We start from the raw sequence: 17,811 nt of genomic DNA, 5'->3' as shown, positions 1-17,811 counted from the left end.
TGCTCCAGTGCATGAGCGGTCTTTTTTTGAATGTCCATCCGTGTTGCCGCAGCCAGCGACTGAGCATGCTGCGACCAGTCCCGACGGCCCGTTCACTTTCCAGACGCGCCATCATTTCGTGGAGCGTGATGTCTTTCTGCACTTCGATCATGCCGGCAATGAACGCTTCATGCGCGTCCAGCCGTGATCCGCGCGGTTTGCCCTGGCGACGTGGCGTCCGCTCGCCGCTCTCACGTTCCCGACGCAACCAGCGGATCGCCGTCGAAATCCCAACACCGAACCGCGCCGCAATCGAGCGGGCCGATGCTCCCGAAAATCCAGCCTCCAGAACTCGCTCCCGAAGATCATCACTCAATGCTCGCGCCATCACCGTCTCCATCAAGGAAAACGGTGAATCACATTCCCCCTTCAGTGTCACCTCTCGATTCAGAATTCAGTGGAACCGCTCTAGCTGTTCGTAATACTGCTCTCCCTGCATGTAGTACTGTTGCCCTTGTTGCAGATAGGACTTGGCAGCTTCAAGATATCCTAGGTCGGTACTAACTTCGGTCTTTGGATCGGTCACTATGACCTGCGCTTTTGCATCAACGGATATGCTGCACAGCGCAAAAATCGTGACTGCCAAAGCACCTTTGAACATATTTACGGTCATATTTTTTGCACTCCCGCGCATATCCTCAGTCATATTCATGGCGCGTTTTCTGTGTTCAACCGGCATATTTAAGCGGCAATAAAATACTCACTTAAATACACTTCAAGTTTGAGAAATACGCCCATTAACCGTAACACAGAAATTAAAAAATAAGGTAGTGTCAAAATACAGATGAAGGGTTTTGACCCCACCCCTTAATGTATCTCGATACATTAACAATCCTATACTTGATTCGCGCAACACCCCGACGTGAGTGCGCGATCAGGACGCGACAGGCGTTCAGAAACGTTCATTTTCGTTCAAATACGTTCGCAAAAGATCGAAAACGTTCGAAAATGGTCGTTTTGGGTCAAAAATGGTCGATTTTTATATAACTTGTTGATTTACAATTATATTTAACAAGAAAACCCACCTCTCGCGAGGTGGGGTGTATACTTCATATAAAATAAGCGGAATCCGAACGGCAGGCCGTTCGGATACTTCATAACTTGAACATCCTATAAAAAATTACTTGATGGGTGGAATCTGGGTGAGGCATCCTGCCCTGGCAGGGCCTCCACGTCCTGCATGCGCGTTGATTGACATACGCGGGGCGGCTGGATGCCGACACCCGATCCTCACATGGAAAGCCGTAATGCGTGCCGGTCGCTGGCACACCGAAAGAACCGGCGTTCCGGTTCCTGTTTCTGGTCGTCGAAATCGTATCCCTCGTGGTCGATCTTCGATGCCCGCCAAGCATCAGGACCGACCCTCGCCATCCTTCCGGTGCTGCGCCAACAGCACCCCACCAATCCGGCCCCATGAAAGGAGAGGGCCAAGCTGCAAACCACCACCTCAGCACGTCACTTCGTATTGCCGCCCCAGTCGGGGCACGCCTGCCGTCTAACCATCGGCAAGCAGGGTGCGGCCTAACCAGCCCCGCCCGATCTGTTGCTGTAGCCGGATGCCTTTAATCGGGCTCGTCCGGTTGCAACGGGCGCTTGGGGGTGAAACTCCCCCGTTCGATCCAATCCGATCTTTGACATTTCAAGATGAAGATGGGCGACGCGGACACGGCCACCCCTACCGGTTTCGGCAAGGGGTGAGCCTGTCAGATGGGAGAAACGGTATCCAGTCCGTTCCACGGGCGGCAAGGGATTGTCGAACGTGTGCCGCGCAGGTGGGCGACGGCATGGCGGGAAACCGTCATGGGCCTCAGAGGGGAAACCTAGACGAGGCGGTACCAGGCGGCGCAAGCCGCCTGGATCGTCGGATAGCTCAAGCCTGTAACGGCGTTCAGTAGGACGCTGCGCGGAGAGAAAGTGCGAGTGCCGGGGCCTACAGTGTTCCGGTGGGTAAAATTGGAAATCATGGTGCGAGTAAGGGAGACGCTTTGGATGTTCGGTCCCCCCAAATTGGCTGTGCCCTGGCACGGTCGAAAGGCTCCAAGAGCCTAGCAATCATGGTGAGATGCTCGCGTACTGCTCGTTAAAATCCGTCTGAATAACGCGGGAAGGTCTAAGGGCTGCTCGGGGTGGTTCCTGAGCGACAGCCTATGACCGGGAGCGGGCTTAGTAGAGTGAAAATCCCCTTCGCGGTTTATCCGAAGCGTTGGGGAGAGGCAGGGATTTCGAGAGTGGTTCCTCGTCCTGTCAAAGTCTCGAAAGGTCCATGCGACAGAGAAGCAATACAGAGGGTGCCTGGCAGCACCCGGTGACGATGTTCCTGGTCCTTGTGGGTGGTACCACGATCGACCGGGGGAAAAGGGAATGTTGGTCGCATTCCCCTCAAAACTGTCAGTTTTCCAACAATCAGCAATCAATGCACATGCAGCAATAAGGAGATGATCTTATGAGGATGTCGAGTTCTGTACGCCGGGTAACCGGCAAAACCTGCGGTAAAAGAGGACGCCCCTTTCCTGGGGCCTGCGCGTTGCACGGGTAGTCCTTCGGTTGTCCCGTTGGGAACGGCTGACCGGTCAACAGGTCCGAGGGAGAAGCATTAACTTGCTTCTCCCTCTCCAGTTAGGATGTAAAAGATGGACCATGCTTACCACCTTGCCTTGGAGTGGGGGATCGAGTTTCAGGAGTTGTTTGATCCGCTGGCAACCTTAATCGCCGTGGACGCCTCAGCAGATCATGACCGCGCCTCTTATGCGGGAATTATCGCCCATTTCCGTGATGGGGAGTCGAAAATATCGACCATCGGCCAAGTCACACGGATTTTGACTGGCCCGGCTCATCCAGAACTCTGGGCTGTAAACTGTGCCATACGGCACGTCAGGCGCGACAGGCGCTTGCCGGCACGGAAGATCGTCTTCACCGACTGCATGCAAGCCTTGACCCATGAAGTGCGACCAGACGAAGAAATTCGATGGGTATCTAGAAAGACGCCTATCATAAAACGATTACATCAGGAAGCGAACAGGATGAGGAAGGCGTTACCACCTGCGGTTACATCACTTTCCAGCCAGTAAGTAAGGGCACGAGAAGAGAAGAAAGTTGACACCGGATTCCATAACCGTAGGCTTGTTTGAGTCCGTCTGTAGAGGGTAGCTTTTATGGAATGGGGTTTTCATTAAAGAGCCATATAATCTCACGTGGCGCAATTGAGTATACCCTAATGAACCAGGCAAATATCCACGAACAGAGAGGCGAAGTCATTCATCCCAAAATTGCCCGTATCTATCTCCGCGTCAGCACTGATGAACAGGATTTACGAAGACAGGAGCGAATAATTGAAGACGCCCGTGCGGCGGGATGTTATGTGGCAGCAGTGTACAGAGAAAAGGCATCGGGCGCACGCTCCGACCGCCCAGAACTGACGCGGATGATCGCAGATCTCCAGCCGGGAGAGTTGGTGATTGCCGAAAAAATGGACCGGATCAGTCGCTTGCCACTGGGTGAAGCAGATAGATTGGTTCAGACAATCCGGCAGCGTGGAGCGAAGCTTGCTGTTCCTGGTTTGGTAGATTTGTCCGAGATTCTTGCAGACGCTACAGGTGTAACGCGTGTGGTCTTGGAATCCATGCAGGAAATGCTTTTGCGTCTTTCCCTGCAAATGGCACGGGAAGACTATGAAGACCGGCGCGAGCGTCAAAAACAAGGTATCGAACAGGCAAAGGCATCCGGAAGATACAGAGGACGAAAGCCCAACCTTAAAGTTCATGAACGGATCGTGGCACTCCGAATAGGCGGCACCAGTATTTTAGAAACGGCCCGCCTAGTGGGATGTAGTGCAAGTCATGTCAAAAAGGTTTGGTTAAATCACGCGAGCCGCGCAGAAAATAAAAATATCTAAAATTAATTTTTAAATTGGTAAACATTTCGAAAATTCCATATTATTTTCTCTCCCAAATATCTCTTTTTCCCAACCAAAAAGAAACCCAAAATATTGGTGTAGGCATATATTTCAGGAAGTGGAAAGCCGTAATTCCAAGATAAAGCTTAACAATTCTAATATTGTTGTTTGCCATTCTTGAATTTTCGTGCCATTTTTCATATTTACTTATGAGGTTGTATTTGAGTATAATTTTTATTTCATGTTTGCACTCATCAATCGCGCGTAGATTACACCATTTTCCCCATTTTTCTACCCACTTGTCATTAAGTAGATCAAAGCCTGTTGGATGATGAGTTGGACCTTCTATATTTTTTGCAACTACCTGGTTATTATATTTTGCTTCTACAACTATTACTCTAAGATCATTCAATGTTTGTGTAATGTAACCATCCTCGTGAAAATTTATCCACATCAAAGGAACATTAGGAAGGGAAAAATAATATATTGAATCATCAGCATTTTTTATTTCAAGGTGTTCTTGAAACTTAATTTTTCCATACTGAGCTTCTATCAAAAAACAAAAATAATCTGCTGCAAAGGATTTGTTTTTTTGAATATAATTTTATTAGATGGCGAAGTGTCTTGTGAATAGTGCTGATTCTCAATACTGAAGTCATAATCAACTATATTCTCTATTTTCATCCATGATCTTCCCATGGATTTCCAATAATTATAACGCGACTGAGACCATAAAAGAGTTTTTAGGAAAAGTTTTTTTGTATTTTATCTATTAAAGGTTTGAATACAGTTCCAATCAGCGGAATATGTATAATTAGTGTATATTTCCATTTTAATATATTTTTGGGTTCTGGTCTATATTGAATGAATTACTTTTGCTGGTTGACCCAAATAGTATCGGGATATTATTCAGCTCAATCAAGAAAGCGCTGCCTGAGTAATATCATTCATTCAAGAAGTGCTGCCGAAGCCACGCCGCGAACGCGTCTTCGTCTATTGCGCCAGCCGCAAGAGCCACCATGGCCTCGACGGCGTCCGGGGCACTGACCTGCACACGAGTTCCATTCAGCCGAAGGAAAAGGACGCAGCAACTCCAGGCTGTCCGCTTGTTGGCATCATTAAAGGGATGATTACGCGCAATGCCATAAGCGTAGGCAGTCGCCAGAGTCGCGGCATCCGGTCGGGGCGCTTCGGCATAGTGCCAGCGGTTTTCTGCGCGGCCCAACGCGCTATGCAGCAGATCTTCGCTTTTGAGGCCGTGGGTTCCGCCGTATTCCCTCAGAGCCTGATCATGCATGAATAGCACTACATCAGGCTCCAGAAACTCAGGCATATCGTCCATCAGCGCTTAGCCAGTTCCTGCAGAACGTCAGCCTGCTCGCGCAGTGTCTCACGCGCCATCTGCATCTGACGCTCAAGTTTGAGATTGCGCTTCACGAGCTTGATGCCATCGGCCATTTCGACCAGCGTGAGTTCCTGCCCGACTTCCAGACCAAGACGGATACGTGTTTCCGCCGGAAGGATAACACCAACAGAGTTACCCTGTTTGCGAACGACGACGGTTTCCATGGGTTTAACTCCGTATTACGTTCCGTAATACGTAACAGGGCCACATCAAAGGTGACAAGCCCCAAAAGCCCTTTAGCAGTGCTGCTCAGACATAATTGCGGGTCAGGTGGTTTCCCAACTTTTGATGATTTCCACCCACTCGCTGGGTGAAAACTGGCTTGGACCGTGCGGTTCCGGATATCGACGCCCTGAAAGCAGTCGTTTCTCTTGAATATGTATATCTATAGACGCCTTCTGCGCCATCATGTCACTTAGAACCCTCACACCACGGAAAATGGCGCGGGCCATATGTTTTCCAGCCGCGCGAACCTGATCAGCGGCCTTGATAAGCAGCCTGTAAGTATTGCTGGTTCTTACCCATCGCCCATCAACCCGCTTACGCCGGTGAGTTCGCTCGATCAGTCCCAGTTCATAGCCCCTTTCAAGCGCCCGGATGACCGTTCGCACGGAATACCGGCAAGCCCGAGCGATTGCATCGTGACTCGGATAGAGCCCATCCGCCCCCAGGAAGGTGGCGAGCGTCATGAGCACTGACTTTTCGGATGGCTTCAGCTTGTGCTCAAAATAGAGACTCAGAACCTGCTTACGGAAAGCCGTCTTGACGGAAGCATGGCGACTCATCGCTCCGCACTCCCGGTCGAAACCAGAACACTGTGAAAAAAACTTGCCTGAAAGGTCCGGAGATCCGTGACAACAGAGTCAGTTTCTAGTACGCTGCTCGCACGCATTGCACGATTTTTCCTTGATCGTGCGTGCCGTTTTTGAACGTGTTTGACTCTGTAAGTCTCTGATTTCGTTGGGGTCAGCCGGTTTTGACATGGTAGGGGTCACAGGTTCAATCCCTGTTGCGCCCACCATCTGCTCCGGGTGAAAACCCTTGGTTTTCGTTTTATTCTCCGGATATTCATAATATCGGTATTCTTCCAAGAGAAGAAATCCATGTGTATGCCCTACCCGGGTACAAATTTTTTAGGAAAATTTTCCTCTTGATCGTGCGAACAGCCAGCCTGTTTCTGATTTCTTTAATTTATGCGTGTAAATAATAATTAAAATTTATATTGTTTATTTCTATTTTTTGTATTTTTCCATTTCCCCTCGTATCTGCCTTTACGTGCTGTTGCAGATATATTTCTTATCATCGCCCTCCCTTCACATATCGGTCTATATCATCTAGTCTGTTACTAATGATCGTGTGTGTGTGTGTTTTTTAATCAGAAAATCATCTCTGAGCGGCGGCCCTGTTAATGAAAAAAAATTCTGCGAGCGTGGGAAATTTGTACGGAAAGCTGAAAGGGAAAAGCTTTTCTCTGGCCGATGATGTGAAAGATGCATCCTCTAAGCTTCTTACGTTTGGCGTTGCCGGAAAAATAGATAAGGCATGCGTTGCCGAAGAGAGTTTTTGGAATATTCTGGATAATAAAATTGTAATAATGAATGAAGATGGCGTCATCATGTGGGAATCAGAAGATACTACATATTCTGATTTAAATAGGATAGTATTTTTTAATAAAAATAAAGGTTACATAAAAATGGCTTCTCTGCTTGATCCCGACTCAAAGAGAGAGAAAATTCTTCTTCTTAAGACTGCGTATACCATCCGGGAAAATCTTCATAAGCTTCTTGAGAATTATGACGTTGTAGAGGTCAATAGTATTGATGAGGCTCTGGAGCATAAGGATTCCCGTATTTTCCTCAGTGCTTTAACGTTGACGCATCTGGAGAATACACAGGAAGCGGCTGAAATTCTTAAAAAACTTTGTTCTGTGTTTTCTATTGTTATGCTGGTGGAGCCGAGTGTATATTCGCGGGATTATATAAAAACTCTCGGGTATAAAAGTTTTCATGAGAATTATGCTGAAAATCGTCTGATGTCTGATCTGACCATGCGGTTTTTTACTGAGGTCTGTGTGGATTTCGGGACGTATCGTGTTGATCATTATGCGATGGGTCAGACCTATGACATCAGGGCATCGTGGATTGTGCCCGAAAACTGGTCCCATAATATCGATATGGGTGAGCTTATTGCACGGCCCAATCATGCGCTTGATGTGCCTGTTTTCGAGATGTCGGCCTTTGTGCTCAGGGGCTTTAATGCCCCGGTATTTTCTCCCGATGCTGATCTTGAGCTGATTGAATCAAAGACGTTGCAGCCTCATGCGAAAGCGGGGAAATATCTGTTTTCCGGTTTTCTCACGTCCGCAGATATCGGAACTGAACTTTACAGAACTCCTGAAGACCGGTCTGAGGTTCTGGGCAGCAGAGAAATCCGCCCCGCTGAAACTATTGATGAGCCGGGTGTCTACGATGACCCTCAGCGGCAGAATATTCTGCAGAACTGGCACAGGCTGTGTGCGCCAGAGTGGCTGAATGTTACGGTCAGTGAAATGCCTGACTGTCTGATCGGTGGTTCAGGCTTTATCTTTTCCGGCAAGACACCGGTGGCCGGTTCTGAATATCTGATCCCATACCTTTATACATCTCTGCACCAGCCTGTGTGGGAGGGTATGCGGAAGCCTCATCCAGCCAGACATATTTCCGGCGTGTCGATTGTCGGCTTTAATCACCTTTATGACAATTATTATCACTTTCTTGCTGAAGCAATGAATGCTGCCTGTCTTTGTCTTGATGTGTTCCGCCGGAGCAGTGACGAGAAGGTCTCGATTATCACCGGAAAAATGAATAAATTTATGAGAGAGTATATTTATACTCTGTTTCATGAAGTCCCTGATGTCGAGATTATTGAATTAGATCGCAATGAATACGTTACATGTGACAAACTGCTTTACTGCAGTCAGATCGTAGGGCGGTCGACTGCTCAGCCTTCTCTGGTGGCGGAACGTGTACCTTTCCAGAGAACTCTGCTTGAGAAATTTGATCTGACAGATGTGGAGCTCCCTCACCGGCTGATATATATATCGCGTCAGGACACGAAAGCCCGGCCTATTCTTAATGAAGAGGCTTTGATTGAGCAGATGAAAAATCTTGGATTTGAGATTTTCGTCGCCACGGGTAAGCCTTTAATGGAGCAGGTAGAGATTTTCCGTGAAGCCCGGCTGGTCGTGGCTGGTCATGGTGCCGGTGTCTCGAATATGCTCTTCGCTCAGGAAGGTGCTGTTCTGCTGGAGCTGATTCAGGGCAGCTATCTTAATGTCGGGCCCATGCGTCTGGCTCAGCTTGCAGGTGTGGACTATAAATCGATGCTGTTCTTTGAGGATGGAGATAATAACAGCTGGTATGTTGATGTTGATCGTGTGGTCCGTGCCGTTTCGGCCATGATCTGAGATTTATTCCCTTCAGATACTTTTTCTGTATTCAGGTATAAAAAGCCGGCTCCTTCAAAGGAGCCGGCTTTTCTGATTGTATGTGGAAATCTTCAGTTATTGTCGTCGTCATCCGGTGAATCTGATGGGGCAGCGGAGGCACCATCCAGCGAAACACCGACGAAGAGCGCCTGTCCGTCACGCAGGATTCTCAGTAGAACGGCCTGACGTGCTTTCAGGGATGCCTGTACGGCTGTGATTGTTGCCTGCGGTGTATCGACCGCCTGATTTCCGACGGCTTGGATGATGTCTCCTGCATGAAGACCAGCCTGCTCTGCCGGAGAGCCAGGAGCGATATCGTGGATCACGACACCATGCACATCGCGACCGATCCCGAGTTCCTGTCTGATCTGGGCGGACAGAGGTGCCAGGGCGACGCCCAGTTTTTCACCATGCTGTCCGACTGATGCGCTTCCGGTTGTTCCGGCGGAAGACTGGCTGACGATATGGACCGTGATGGTCTGGGATGCCCCGTTACGCATGATGGCCAGCGTAGCCTGGCTTCCCGGTGCGATGGCTGCCACCCGGATTGCGAGAGAGTGCGGGTTATCGACAGAGTGTCCGTTGAGTGAAAGGATCACGTCTCCGGATTTCAGTCCGCCTTTCTCAGCCGGGCTGCCGGAACTGACGTTTGCGACAAGCGCGCCTTTGGGCGGTGCACCGGGGGAAGACGGCTTGATACCAAGGGCGCTGGCCATGGTCGGGGAGATCTGCTGCGCCTCTACACCGAGATAGCCACGGACCACGTGACCGGTCTTGCGAAGCTGATCCACGACGTCCTTGACCGTGTCGGACGGGATTGCAAAGCCGATTCCGATTGATCCGCCGGAGGGAGAGTAGATCGCGGTATTGACGCCGATGACCTTGCCATCCTGTGTGAACAGCGGGCCGCCGGAGTTGCCGCGATTGATCGGGGCATCAACCTGGAAAAAGCTGTTGTAGGGGCCGTCTCCGATATCGCGACCGAGTGCTGAGATGATACCGGCCGTGACCGTTCCTCCCAGTCCGTACGGATTACCGACCGCGACGACCCATTCGCCGGGCTGTACGTTATCTGACTCGCCCAGATCGATGTAGGGGAACGGGCGCGGAGAGGTCAGCTTCAGAAGGGCCAGATCGGTTTTCGGGTCGCGGCCGATCACCTTTGCCGGGAAAGTGGAGCCGTCATCCAGGGTGGCCGTGACTTTGGTGGCCCCTTTGACCACGTGGTTATTGGTCACGAGATAGCCGTCAGCTGAGATGATGAAGCCCGATCCGCGCGCCTCAACCGTCTGTTTCTGATGCTGCGGCATCATCTGGAAAGGGAAAGGAAACGGGAACGGGGACATCGGCATGCCGCCGCCCTGCTCTCCCTCTTCATTTTCCGCCGTGTCGGCCCGGATGATGGAGGTGATGGAGACGACGGCTGGCTTCACCTGCTTCACCAGATTGACGAAATCCGGGATCGTCTGCGTCGGTGCGTGCGGCTGAATTGCTGCCGGTGTGTCTGCATATGCAGATGTGGCGGGCAGAAGTGCCGTTCCCAGTATCGTCCCTGCTCCGAGCACCGCCCACAGACGCCGGGACAGGAAACGCGAAGGAAAGCCACCCCGGACGCGGGGGCTGCGGTTTACAGGTCTATGATCTGACATCATCACTTCCGGCTGGTTCCATTCAGACAGTGTGGCTCCCTTGCGGGAGCGGCGGGCTGCAAGGCTACCCTCCATCACATAATATGGCCACTCTCCCCTGACGTGCATCCTGCAAGGGCATGAAACCTTTGTTATTTTTCAGCCTTCTGTGATTTTGTCTTCAGAAACCTGCTCCGAATGTTGCCATGCAGGTGAATCCGGGCGCGGCAAGGAGCTGAGCGCTGCCGTCTCCGGCGGTCATGCCCGGGGAATAGACCCCGGCGAGATAATGGCGGTCTGTCAGATTGACGATATTCATCCGCACGGACGGGGCTTTGAGAAATCCGATATCCCGTGCACGCAGGCCGAGCATCATATCCACGCGCTTATACCCGGGTATGCGTTCGTCATTCATGTATGTCGTATATTGTTTATCCACGTATTTCATGGAGATGCTGCCGAATACGGTGCCGTCATCATACTGAAGGCCGAGCGCGGCCTGCCATCGCGGCGCGGATGGCGCGTTCTTTCCTCTGGTCTGATAATAGACGCCGCCGCCGGCCGGGATGTTGTTATCGGTCGTGACATAGAGATATTCGGCGGAAGTGTAGGGCGAGATGTGATGCCAGGGCTTCAGGCCTGCCTCCGCATCGACACCGCGTGAGGTCATGCCGCCCACATTCATCATCACTGGCATCGGATTGGCGCCGTTATAGGCGTTGATCTGGTGATTGGTGAAATTGTAGTTGAAGAGCGTGACGGACATCATGCCCCATGACGGGTGCCAGCGTGCCCCGACTTCCTCTGAAATACTGTATTCGTTCTTCAGTTTCGTATTTCCTGCGGAATTCTGATCTCCGGACCACGGATTGTTATAGTAGTTATACATGGCCGATCCGACAGGGATACGGAAATTCGTATTCACATTACCGAAGAACATGAAATGACCGGTTGAGTAATCTATCGAGAAGCGTGGAAGCGGTTCGGATGTGTTGAAATTCACATTGTAATATCCGGGTACCGGCTGATCGAACGTGCCGTTTCTCGATATCATTGCCTCCTTGAATCCTGCGGATACATGGAGATGATTATTCAGGAAGGATGCAGTGTCGCTGATATACAGCATATTTGTCTGCGTGATGGTGTGGTAGGACTGCTCGCTCAGCAGCGTTCCATCCGTCAGTTTCAGGTTATAGCGCCCTTGAAAGCTGGCCGCCTGTCCGTCTGCCGTCAGGGCGGAGAACGGCTGGATGGCATTGGTATCGGTATATCCGAACCACCATCCGAAGGTGATCTGGTGATTGCTGATTTTGTATTTCAGGGAGGAATTTATTCCTGACGTGCCGACAACGCCGACCCAGTCATACATTGCATTGATCGCAGGGCCTTCCGGCGTCTGATAAACCGCGCCGTTCCCGATATTGACCGGTGCGCCGGAGCTGAACTGTCCGTTCCAGTTCGAGTTCGCGATATTGATCAGCCCGCCATAGCCTCCGGACCCGTTCTGCAGACTGCCTGCACCGAAGGGATAGGCTCCGCTGTCGTGATAGACATAGGGCGTGACGTCGAGGGACAGATGACGCATCAGGGCAAAATGCATCGGCGCGCTGATGCGCATGTTGACTGAAGTATTGGTGTAGAATTTATAATAACTGTTCATCCCGCCATAGGATGCGTCGTTCACGTCGTATGTCGCCATGAGGTTGTTACTAAATTTCAGTGCGTTCCACTGCGCCACGCTGTCGTAGGACGGGTAATAGGCTGTATTGGCGTTGTGATAGGTTCCGGCGACGGAGATGAAGCTGTCTCCCCAGGCCTCAATGGCCTTGAAATCCATATGCCGCCGGTTGTTCCGCCCCGGACCGCGCCAGGTTTTTCCGGACAGATTCGAATAGGAGGCGAACATCCTGAAGCCTGAATGTCCGATTTCCCCGGTATCGTACCGGATGAACTGCCGGTTCGTCTGGTAGCTGCCGTAGCTGACGTTCAGCTCCCCTCCCCGCTTCATTTTCGGATCGCGCATCCGCAGTTCCACCAGACCACCGGCAGCATTCGTGACCGGTGAGTTGATATCCGTGCTTCCCTGAGTCAGGCTCAGATTCTCGATATTCTCCGAATCAATCCACATGGAAGAGTTCGGGGAATAGTCATCCGGATCATTAATCGGCATGCCTTCGACGACATACCCTATTTCCTGCTGATTCATGCCCCGGACGTTGATCATGGATCTGTCCGCAACGCCGAAAGCGTCTCCGGCGGTGATATTGGCACCGGGCATCAGCTGAAGCAGCATCAGCGGATTTGAGGCCGGGGCCTGTTTCGCGATGAAATCATGCGTGACGACGCTGACGGATTTCGGGGCCTTTTCCGCCCGGATCAGGCCTCCGGCGGATGTACGTTCACCCACGGCCTCGATCCGCTCATGTGTTTCAGACTGCACGGATGAGGGAGCGACTGCTCCCGTCTCCTTTTTATCGGAGGCGGGTTTATGGGTGACAGGCTGCGCTCTGGCTTCTGCCCCTGCAAAGGTCAGGAGCAGAAGCCACACGGTGTCCCGGATGATATGGCGACCGTTGAACCGGCCTGTTCTGATGCGCATCATGACGGAGCCATGAATAGCGGGTTTCCCTGCCATGCAGAAGCAAGGAAACCGGAGTATCGTCTATCCTGAACGGCCTGCCGGAGCCGTGTCCCTGAAGCCTTCGGGCATGGCGAAGATCGCGTCCGGCTGTGGTGCCCTTGTGACCTGCACGGCCCTGACGACAGTGGTCCCGTTCTGGTCCACCCGGAGCAGGATGCCGTCGCTGGTGTAGCAGACGTCGCTCTGGTGTCCGTCACGATCGCTGGTGCGCCAGGTGTCGCAGCTTTCCCCGGCGACGGTCTGCGTTCCGAGTTTTATAAAATTTCCCTTTGCCGGCTGTCCGGGGAGGACGATCTCCCCTCCCGGAACGGGCATGGTGCTGCGTCTGTGGTGCAGCGTATCAACCACGGTCAGGGTCCGGGCTTTCCATGAGGTGATCATGTAGACTGCGGAGCCTTCCGGATCGTCCCGCTTCAGCAGACCGGCCACCTGCCAGCGTGTCCGCAGACGCACCGGGGCACCGCCCTGGGGAGACGGACTTTCGTACAGCACTTCTGAATCAACGGAAGGCGTGACGAACGGAGCTGTCTGCGCATCATCCGCAAGGGCGGCGGGTGCTGCAAACAGACCGGGGAGAACCGGCAGAAGGAATCGCAGTGATTTCATCATTGTCCGCTTCCTGTTGTGGCTGGCGGTCCGGCTGTCTGACCGGTTGTGCTCTGAGACGGTGCGGGGGTGGCCGGAGCGGTTATGGCCGGGTCTGCTGGCATGACCGGGGCTGTGGTTCCTCCGGCCGGCGGCGCACGATGCGGCCTGACCTCCTGATAGCCGGCGGGAGGCTGAAAATCTGAATCCGGCAGCGTGCCATAGGTGACGTTTTCGGCCTTCAGTTCACCTTTAGCGCCATCTCCGTCGACTCCCTTCTGACGCAGGATCAGGCCATCTGACGTGATACAGGCTTCGGCATCTCCTCTGGGGGAGTGGATGGCCCATTCCGTGCAGGGGATTCCGGCTTCGGAACTGGTCTTTCCACGCGTGAAGGACATGGAAGGATCGAGCATGAAGGGATTGCGGACGCCCTGTCTTCCGCTCAGCCTCAGCCATACGCGCTGCTGATTCATGACCAGCGTGACATCGCCCGTGGCGCGATCAAGGATTGTCGATCCCTTGCCATCGCCGCTGTCGATCCTCAGCTTCGCCCCCTGGGCGGTGAACCAGAGTTTTGCGGTCTGCGGACCGGGAGTGCCTTCAGACTGTACCTGATAGGTGATGACGGCATCTTTTTCCGGCATCAGCGGCGGATGATCTCCTTCTGCCGATGCGGATGGGATGACGGACATGCCGCCTGCCAGGGTGAGGCAGACCGCTGAAACCCGCAGCAGATGATGGCGTCCGTTGATGATCACATTTTTCTCCGCTTCAGAAAGGGATGGAAGGAACCGACACGGGTCAGGGGCACGAGTCAACCGTCGGCTTCTCTGTCTCCTGCGCGCATGGACCTGATTTCCGTAAGGATCAGATCGGCTTCCTCCTCCATATCACGCCAGCAGCATGGCATATTTACGGCTTTCTCCAGCATTGCCTTATAATGACTTCGCGGAATCTCAACGCCTCCGAAGCGCGAGAGATGCTCCGTGCCAAACTGTGTATCGAGCAGGATAAAGCCGCACAGACGCAGTCGTGCCGTCAGGTGGACGAGCGCCGTGCGTGACGCATCCGTCGTGCGGCTGAACATGCTCTCTCCGAAGAAGGCCCCGCCGAGCGCCACGCCATAGAGACCGCCTGCAAGCTCATCGTCTTTCCAGACCTCGATACTGTGGCCGAAGCCCTTTTCGTGCAGCTCGGTGAACAGGCGGATAATTTCCGTATTGATCCAGGTTGATTCCCGCCCGGGGGCCGGGGCGGCACAGCCAAGCATGACATCGCGAAAAGCGGTATCGGCCGTGACCCGGAAACGTCCGGACAGCACCGTACGACGCAGACGCCTGGGGAGATGGAAATCGTCGAGCGGGATGACCCCGCGCGGATCGGGGTCGTACCAGTCCAGCTCCTCCGGATCTTCATGGGAGGCCATCGGAAACAGCCCTGCCGCATAGGCCGAAAGCATAAGTGCCGGTGTCAGAGGCGGCAGATCTCTGCCGGAACCTGAATCTGTCATTTCGCCGGGATCACAGATTTATGCCTTTTCCGCAACTTCCCTCGCCCCCTCCGGTTCCGCTAGTCTCGGTTTTCCGAACACGACCGCCACCGGGGATGTACCCCGGGCACATAACAACGTGTAAAACACGGGAGACAGCTGCCATGTCCGTATCACGCCCTCGCATCATCCGCACCGTCCGGCTGCCGGAAGAGGCAGAGAAACGGATTACCGCTTCTTTCGATGCCCCGCCTCCGCCCTCGTCTCCGCTTTCCACGGAGGAGGTCTTCCGTCTTGCTGCGGAGACGAAGGCTCAGGCTGTCCTCGTGACCAATTCCTCTCCGGTCAGGGCGGATGATGCTGCCCTGATTCCGGAGAGTGTGGGGCTGATCGCGACAGTCAGCGTCGGTCTTGATCATCTTGATGTAAAGGCCATTACGGATCGCGGCATCCTTATCAGCAACACGCCCGACGTTCTGACGGACTGTAATGCCGATCTGACGATGCTGCTGATCCTTGCCGCCTCCCGCAGGATGACGGAATACACGAAAATCATACGGGATGGCTGGAAGCGTGGTCTCGGGATGGACGAACTGCTCGGCATTCGTGTTTCGGGCAAGACGCTCGGTATTGTCGGCATGGGTCGCATCGGACAGGCTGTGGCCCGCAGAGCGCGCGGGTTCGGGATGACCGTGCTTTATAATAATCGCCGCCGTCTTGATCCGCAGAAGGAGCAGGGTGCCACCTGGTTTGAAAACCTGGAAGACATGCTTCCGCAGTGCGATATCCTGACGCTGCATCTGCCGGGCGGCCCTGAATCTGACAGTCTGATTAACGCTGCAACTCTTTCTCTTCTGCCGCGGGGAGCCGTTTTCGTGAATGCGGCCCGCGGGCGGCTGGTTGATGAGGACGCGCTGATCGAGGCGCTGACGTCAGGCCAGATTGCTGCAGCCGGGCTGGATGTTTTCCGCAATGAGCCTGACCCCGATCCTCGTCTCATTTCCCTGCCCAATGTGTTTGCGACGCCGCATATAGGGAGCGCGACACGTGAGACCCGCACGGATATGGGGATGCTTGCGCTTGATAATGTTGAGGCTTTTGTTCAGGGTAAGCCTCTGCTGACGCCGGTTACGGCATGAGACCGGCCGGAGCGCTCTCTCTTTCTGACGGAGACGGGTTCTGACGGAAACCGCACTCAGGGCCTGCTTTATCAGCATGATCATCGTGATGACCGCGGGCTGGATTTTCCCGGCCTACGGCTTCCCTGCCCGTGTGATCGCAACTGGTCATCTGCTGATTGCTTCCGTGCTGTCACTCCTGATCGTGCGGGACTGTGTGCGTGTTAAAAACAAATGAGTGAGATGAGCGCGACTGTAAGTCCTGTATCTGCGACGCGGATCACACGTAAGAGCCGCGATTATCGCAATGTCTGCATCGCGCTTTTTCTGGCTGGTTTTGCAACATTCTCCCAGCTTTACTGCGTCCAGCCGCTGCTTCCGTCCTTTTCTGCCGCGTTCCACATCAGCCCTGCCAGCAGTTCCCTGTGCCTGTCCGTCTCGACCGTGGCCATGGCCCTGTCCATTCTCTGTGCTGCTGTCGTGTCAGAAAGCTATGGCCGGCGCAGCATCATGTTCAGCGCCCTGACGGGATCGGCTGTTCTCAACATCCTGACGGCGTTCATTCCGGACTGGTCGTCGATGCTTGTTCTGCGGACGATACAGGGATTTATTCTCGGCGGTGCACCGGCCGTGGCGATGACCTATCTGGCGGAGGAAATCGAGCCTTCCGAGCTGGGTTTTGCGATGGGGCTGTATGTTTCCGGAACGGCCCTGGGCGGAATGCTCGGACGGATTGCCTCCGGTATTCTGGGCGAGGAATTCGGCTGGCGGGCCGCGCTGGGCGTTATGGGAGGCATGGCCCTTCTTGCCGCTCTGGGATTTCGCTGGCTGCTGCCCGCCTCCCGGAATTTTCTGCCCCGCCGGGGGCTGGGAGCCGGCTGGCATATATCGGCATGGAACGCGCATCTGGCAAAATCCGGACTGCGTGCGCTGTATATCATCGCATTCATGGTGATGGGGACTTTCGTTACCATCTTCAATTATACCGGATACCGCCTGACCGGACCGCCGTGGAATCTGAACCAGACCCATATCGGTCTGCTCTTCCTGTCTTACGTGTTCGGGATTTTCTCGTCCTCGCTTGCCGGTAATCTGTCTGACAGATTTGGCCGGCTGCGTATTCTTTCAGCCGGTATCGTGTTCATGATGACAGGCATTGTGTTCGGAATGGAGCCGTCTCTTGTCCTGATCACGATCGGTATCATCCTGATTACGATCGGCTTTTTTGCGGCTCATTCCGTTGCCAGCAGCTGGGTCGGGCAGCTGGCCGGAGAAAACCGGGGACATGCGGCTTCGCTGTATCTCCTGTTTTACTATGGTGGTTCCAGCATCGCCGGAACCGCAGGCGGCATGTTCTGGAGCCATGCCGGGTGGACCGGTGTTTCCGGCTTTACGATCGTTCTGCTGACCCTGGCGATCTGTGCGACTGTCTGGCTGGCCCGTATTGTGCGGATATCCCTGAGCAAAACCTACGTGTTTAGTCCCGGGATTTGGTGGATTGGGTTGATGATGAATCGATCTGGTTCTGAAGTCCATATTTTGCAG

16 protein-coding genes and 1 pseudogene are annotated in these 17,811 nt (G+C 53.4%); 6 read left to right on the top strand and 11 right to left on the bottom strand.

All coding sequences use genetic code 11. The annotated features are described in order from the left end of the window. Window positions 1–367: IS630 transposase-related protein (locus LOC54_RS07710; protein ID WP_408740320.1), on the bottom strand; the 367-nt coding region annotated here is incomplete at its 3' end. 66 nt (window positions 368–433) lie between these two features. Then, window positions 434–691 carry a hypothetical protein gene (locus LOC54_RS07705; RefSeq protein ID WP_279313242.1) on the bottom strand — a complete coding sequence of 86 codons (258 nt, stop codon included), beginning with the start codon at window positions 689–691 and terminating at the stop codon, window positions 434–436. Window positions 692–2,669: 1,978 nt separating this feature from the next. On the opposite strand from LOC54_RS07705, the gene LOC54_RS07700 reads away from it, so the two are divergent. After that, complete coding sequence (locus LOC54_RS07700) at window positions 2,670–3,107, top strand: hypothetical protein (protein ID WP_279313241.1); 438 nt, start codon at window positions 2,670–2,672, stop codon at window positions 3,105–3,107. 146 nt (window positions 3,108–3,253) lie between these two features. Further along, window positions 3,254–3,931, top strand: a complete 678-nt coding sequence (locus tag LOC54_RS07695; protein ID WP_279313240.1) for a recombinase family protein — start codon at window positions 3,254–3,256, stop codon at window positions 3,929–3,931. Between the two features lie 40 nt (window positions 3,932–3,971). Here the strand turns inward: LOC54_RS07695 and LOC54_RS07690 are convergent, their stop codons facing one another. The 4 genes from LOC54_RS07690 to LOC54_RS07675 all read right to left on the bottom strand — a co-directional run bounded on the left by LOC54_RS07690 (window position 3,972) and on the right by LOC54_RS07675 (window position 6,121). Next, window positions 3,972–4,487 carry a hypothetical protein gene (locus tag LOC54_RS07690; protein WP_279313239.1) on the bottom strand — a complete coding sequence of 172 codons (516 nt, stop codon included), beginning with the start codon at window positions 4,485–4,487 and terminating at the stop codon, window positions 3,972–3,974. A 387-nt stretch (window positions 4,488–4,874) separates the two neighbouring features. Continuing rightward, entirely contained in the window at window positions 4,875–5,273 is a 399-nt protein-coding gene (locus tag LOC54_RS07685) for a type II toxin-antitoxin system death-on-curing family toxin (RefSeq protein ID WP_279313238.1), read from the bottom strand. Further along, window positions 5,273–5,500 carry an AbrB/MazE/SpoVT family DNA-binding domain-containing protein gene (locus tag LOC54_RS07680; RefSeq protein WP_279313237.1) on the bottom strand — a complete coding sequence of 76 codons (228 nt, stop codon included), beginning with the start codon at window positions 5,498–5,500 and terminating at the stop codon, window positions 5,273–5,275. The genes LOC54_RS07685 and LOC54_RS07680 overlap by 1 nt, the downstream gene beginning before the upstream one ends. A 102-nt stretch (window positions 5,501–5,602) precedes the next feature. Continuing rightward, entirely contained in the window at window positions 5,603–6,121 is a 519-nt protein-coding gene (locus tag LOC54_RS07675; RefSeq protein WP_279313236.1) for a helix-turn-helix domain-containing protein, read from the bottom strand. Window positions 6,122–6,744: 623 nt separating this feature from the next. On the opposite strand from LOC54_RS07675, the gene LOC54_RS07670 reads away from it, so the two are divergent. After that, window positions 6,745–8,781, top strand: a complete 2,037-nt coding sequence (locus LOC54_RS07670) for a glycosyltransferase family 61 protein (RefSeq protein WP_279313235.1) — start codon at window positions 6,745–6,747, stop codon at window positions 8,779–8,781. Window positions 8,782–8,873: 92 nt separating this feature from the next. Here the strand turns inward: LOC54_RS07670 and LOC54_RS07665 are convergent, their stop codons facing one another. The 5 genes from LOC54_RS07665 to aat form a co-directional block, all read right to left on the bottom strand. Beyond that, window positions 8,874–10,451, bottom strand: a complete 1,578-nt coding sequence (locus LOC54_RS07665; protein ID WP_279313243.1) for a Do family serine endopeptidase — start codon at window positions 10,449–10,451, stop codon at window positions 8,874–8,876. A 160-nt stretch (window positions 10,452–10,611) separates the two neighbouring features. Next, a complete protein-coding gene (locus tag LOC54_RS07660) occupies window positions 10,612–13,065 on the bottom strand; it encodes a TonB-dependent receptor (RefSeq protein WP_279313234.1) in 2,454 nt (817 codons plus the stop codon). 27 nt (window positions 13,066–13,092) lie between these two features. Further along, window positions 13,093–13,680 carry a hypothetical protein gene (locus tag LOC54_RS07655; protein ID WP_279313233.1) on the bottom strand — a complete coding sequence of 196 codons (588 nt, stop codon included), beginning with the start codon at window positions 13,678–13,680 and terminating at the stop codon, window positions 13,093–13,095. Next, a complete protein-coding gene (locus LOC54_RS07650; protein WP_279313232.1) occupies window positions 13,677–14,417 on the bottom strand; it encodes a hypothetical protein in 741 nt (246 codons plus the stop codon). Before LOC54_RS07650 ends, LOC54_RS07655 begins: the two co-directional genes overlap by 4 nt. A gap of 56 nt (window positions 14,418–14,473) precedes the next feature. Then, window positions 14,474–15,169, bottom strand: coding sequence for a leucyl/phenylalanyl-tRNA--protein transferase (aat, locus tag LOC54_RS07645; protein ID WP_279313231.1), 696 nt, complete (start codon window positions 15,167–15,169; stop codon window positions 14,474–14,476). A gap of 143 nt (window positions 15,170–15,312) precedes the next feature. On the opposite strand from aat, the gene LOC54_RS07640 reads away from it, so the two are divergent. The 3 genes and pseudogenes from LOC54_RS07640 to LOC54_RS07630 form a co-directional block, all read left to right on the top strand. After that, window positions 15,313–16,287: a D-glycerate dehydrogenase gene (locus LOC54_RS07640; RefSeq protein WP_279313230.1), complete on the top strand. Its 975-nt coding sequence runs from the start codon at window positions 15,313–15,315 to the stop codon at window positions 16,285–16,287. 88 nt (window positions 16,288–16,375) lie between these two features. Next, window positions 16,376–16,504, top strand: coding sequence for a hypothetical protein (locus LOC54_RS07635; protein WP_279313229.1), 129 nt, complete (start codon window positions 16,376–16,378; stop codon window positions 16,502–16,504). Continuing rightward, window positions 16,501–17,694, top strand: a pseudogene (locus tag LOC54_RS07630) (MFS transporter); the annotation flags it as partial. The gene LOC54_RS07635 and the pseudogene LOC54_RS07630, both read left to right, overlap by 4 nt. Window positions 17,695–17,811 lie beyond the last annotated feature (117 nt).

Source organism: Acetobacter sp. AN02 (assembly GCF_029759835.1).
Lineage (GTDB): Bacteria > Pseudomonadota > Alphaproteobacteria > Acetobacterales > Acetobacteraceae > Acetobacter.
This window is presented reverse-complemented; position numbering and strand designations above follow the sequence as displayed.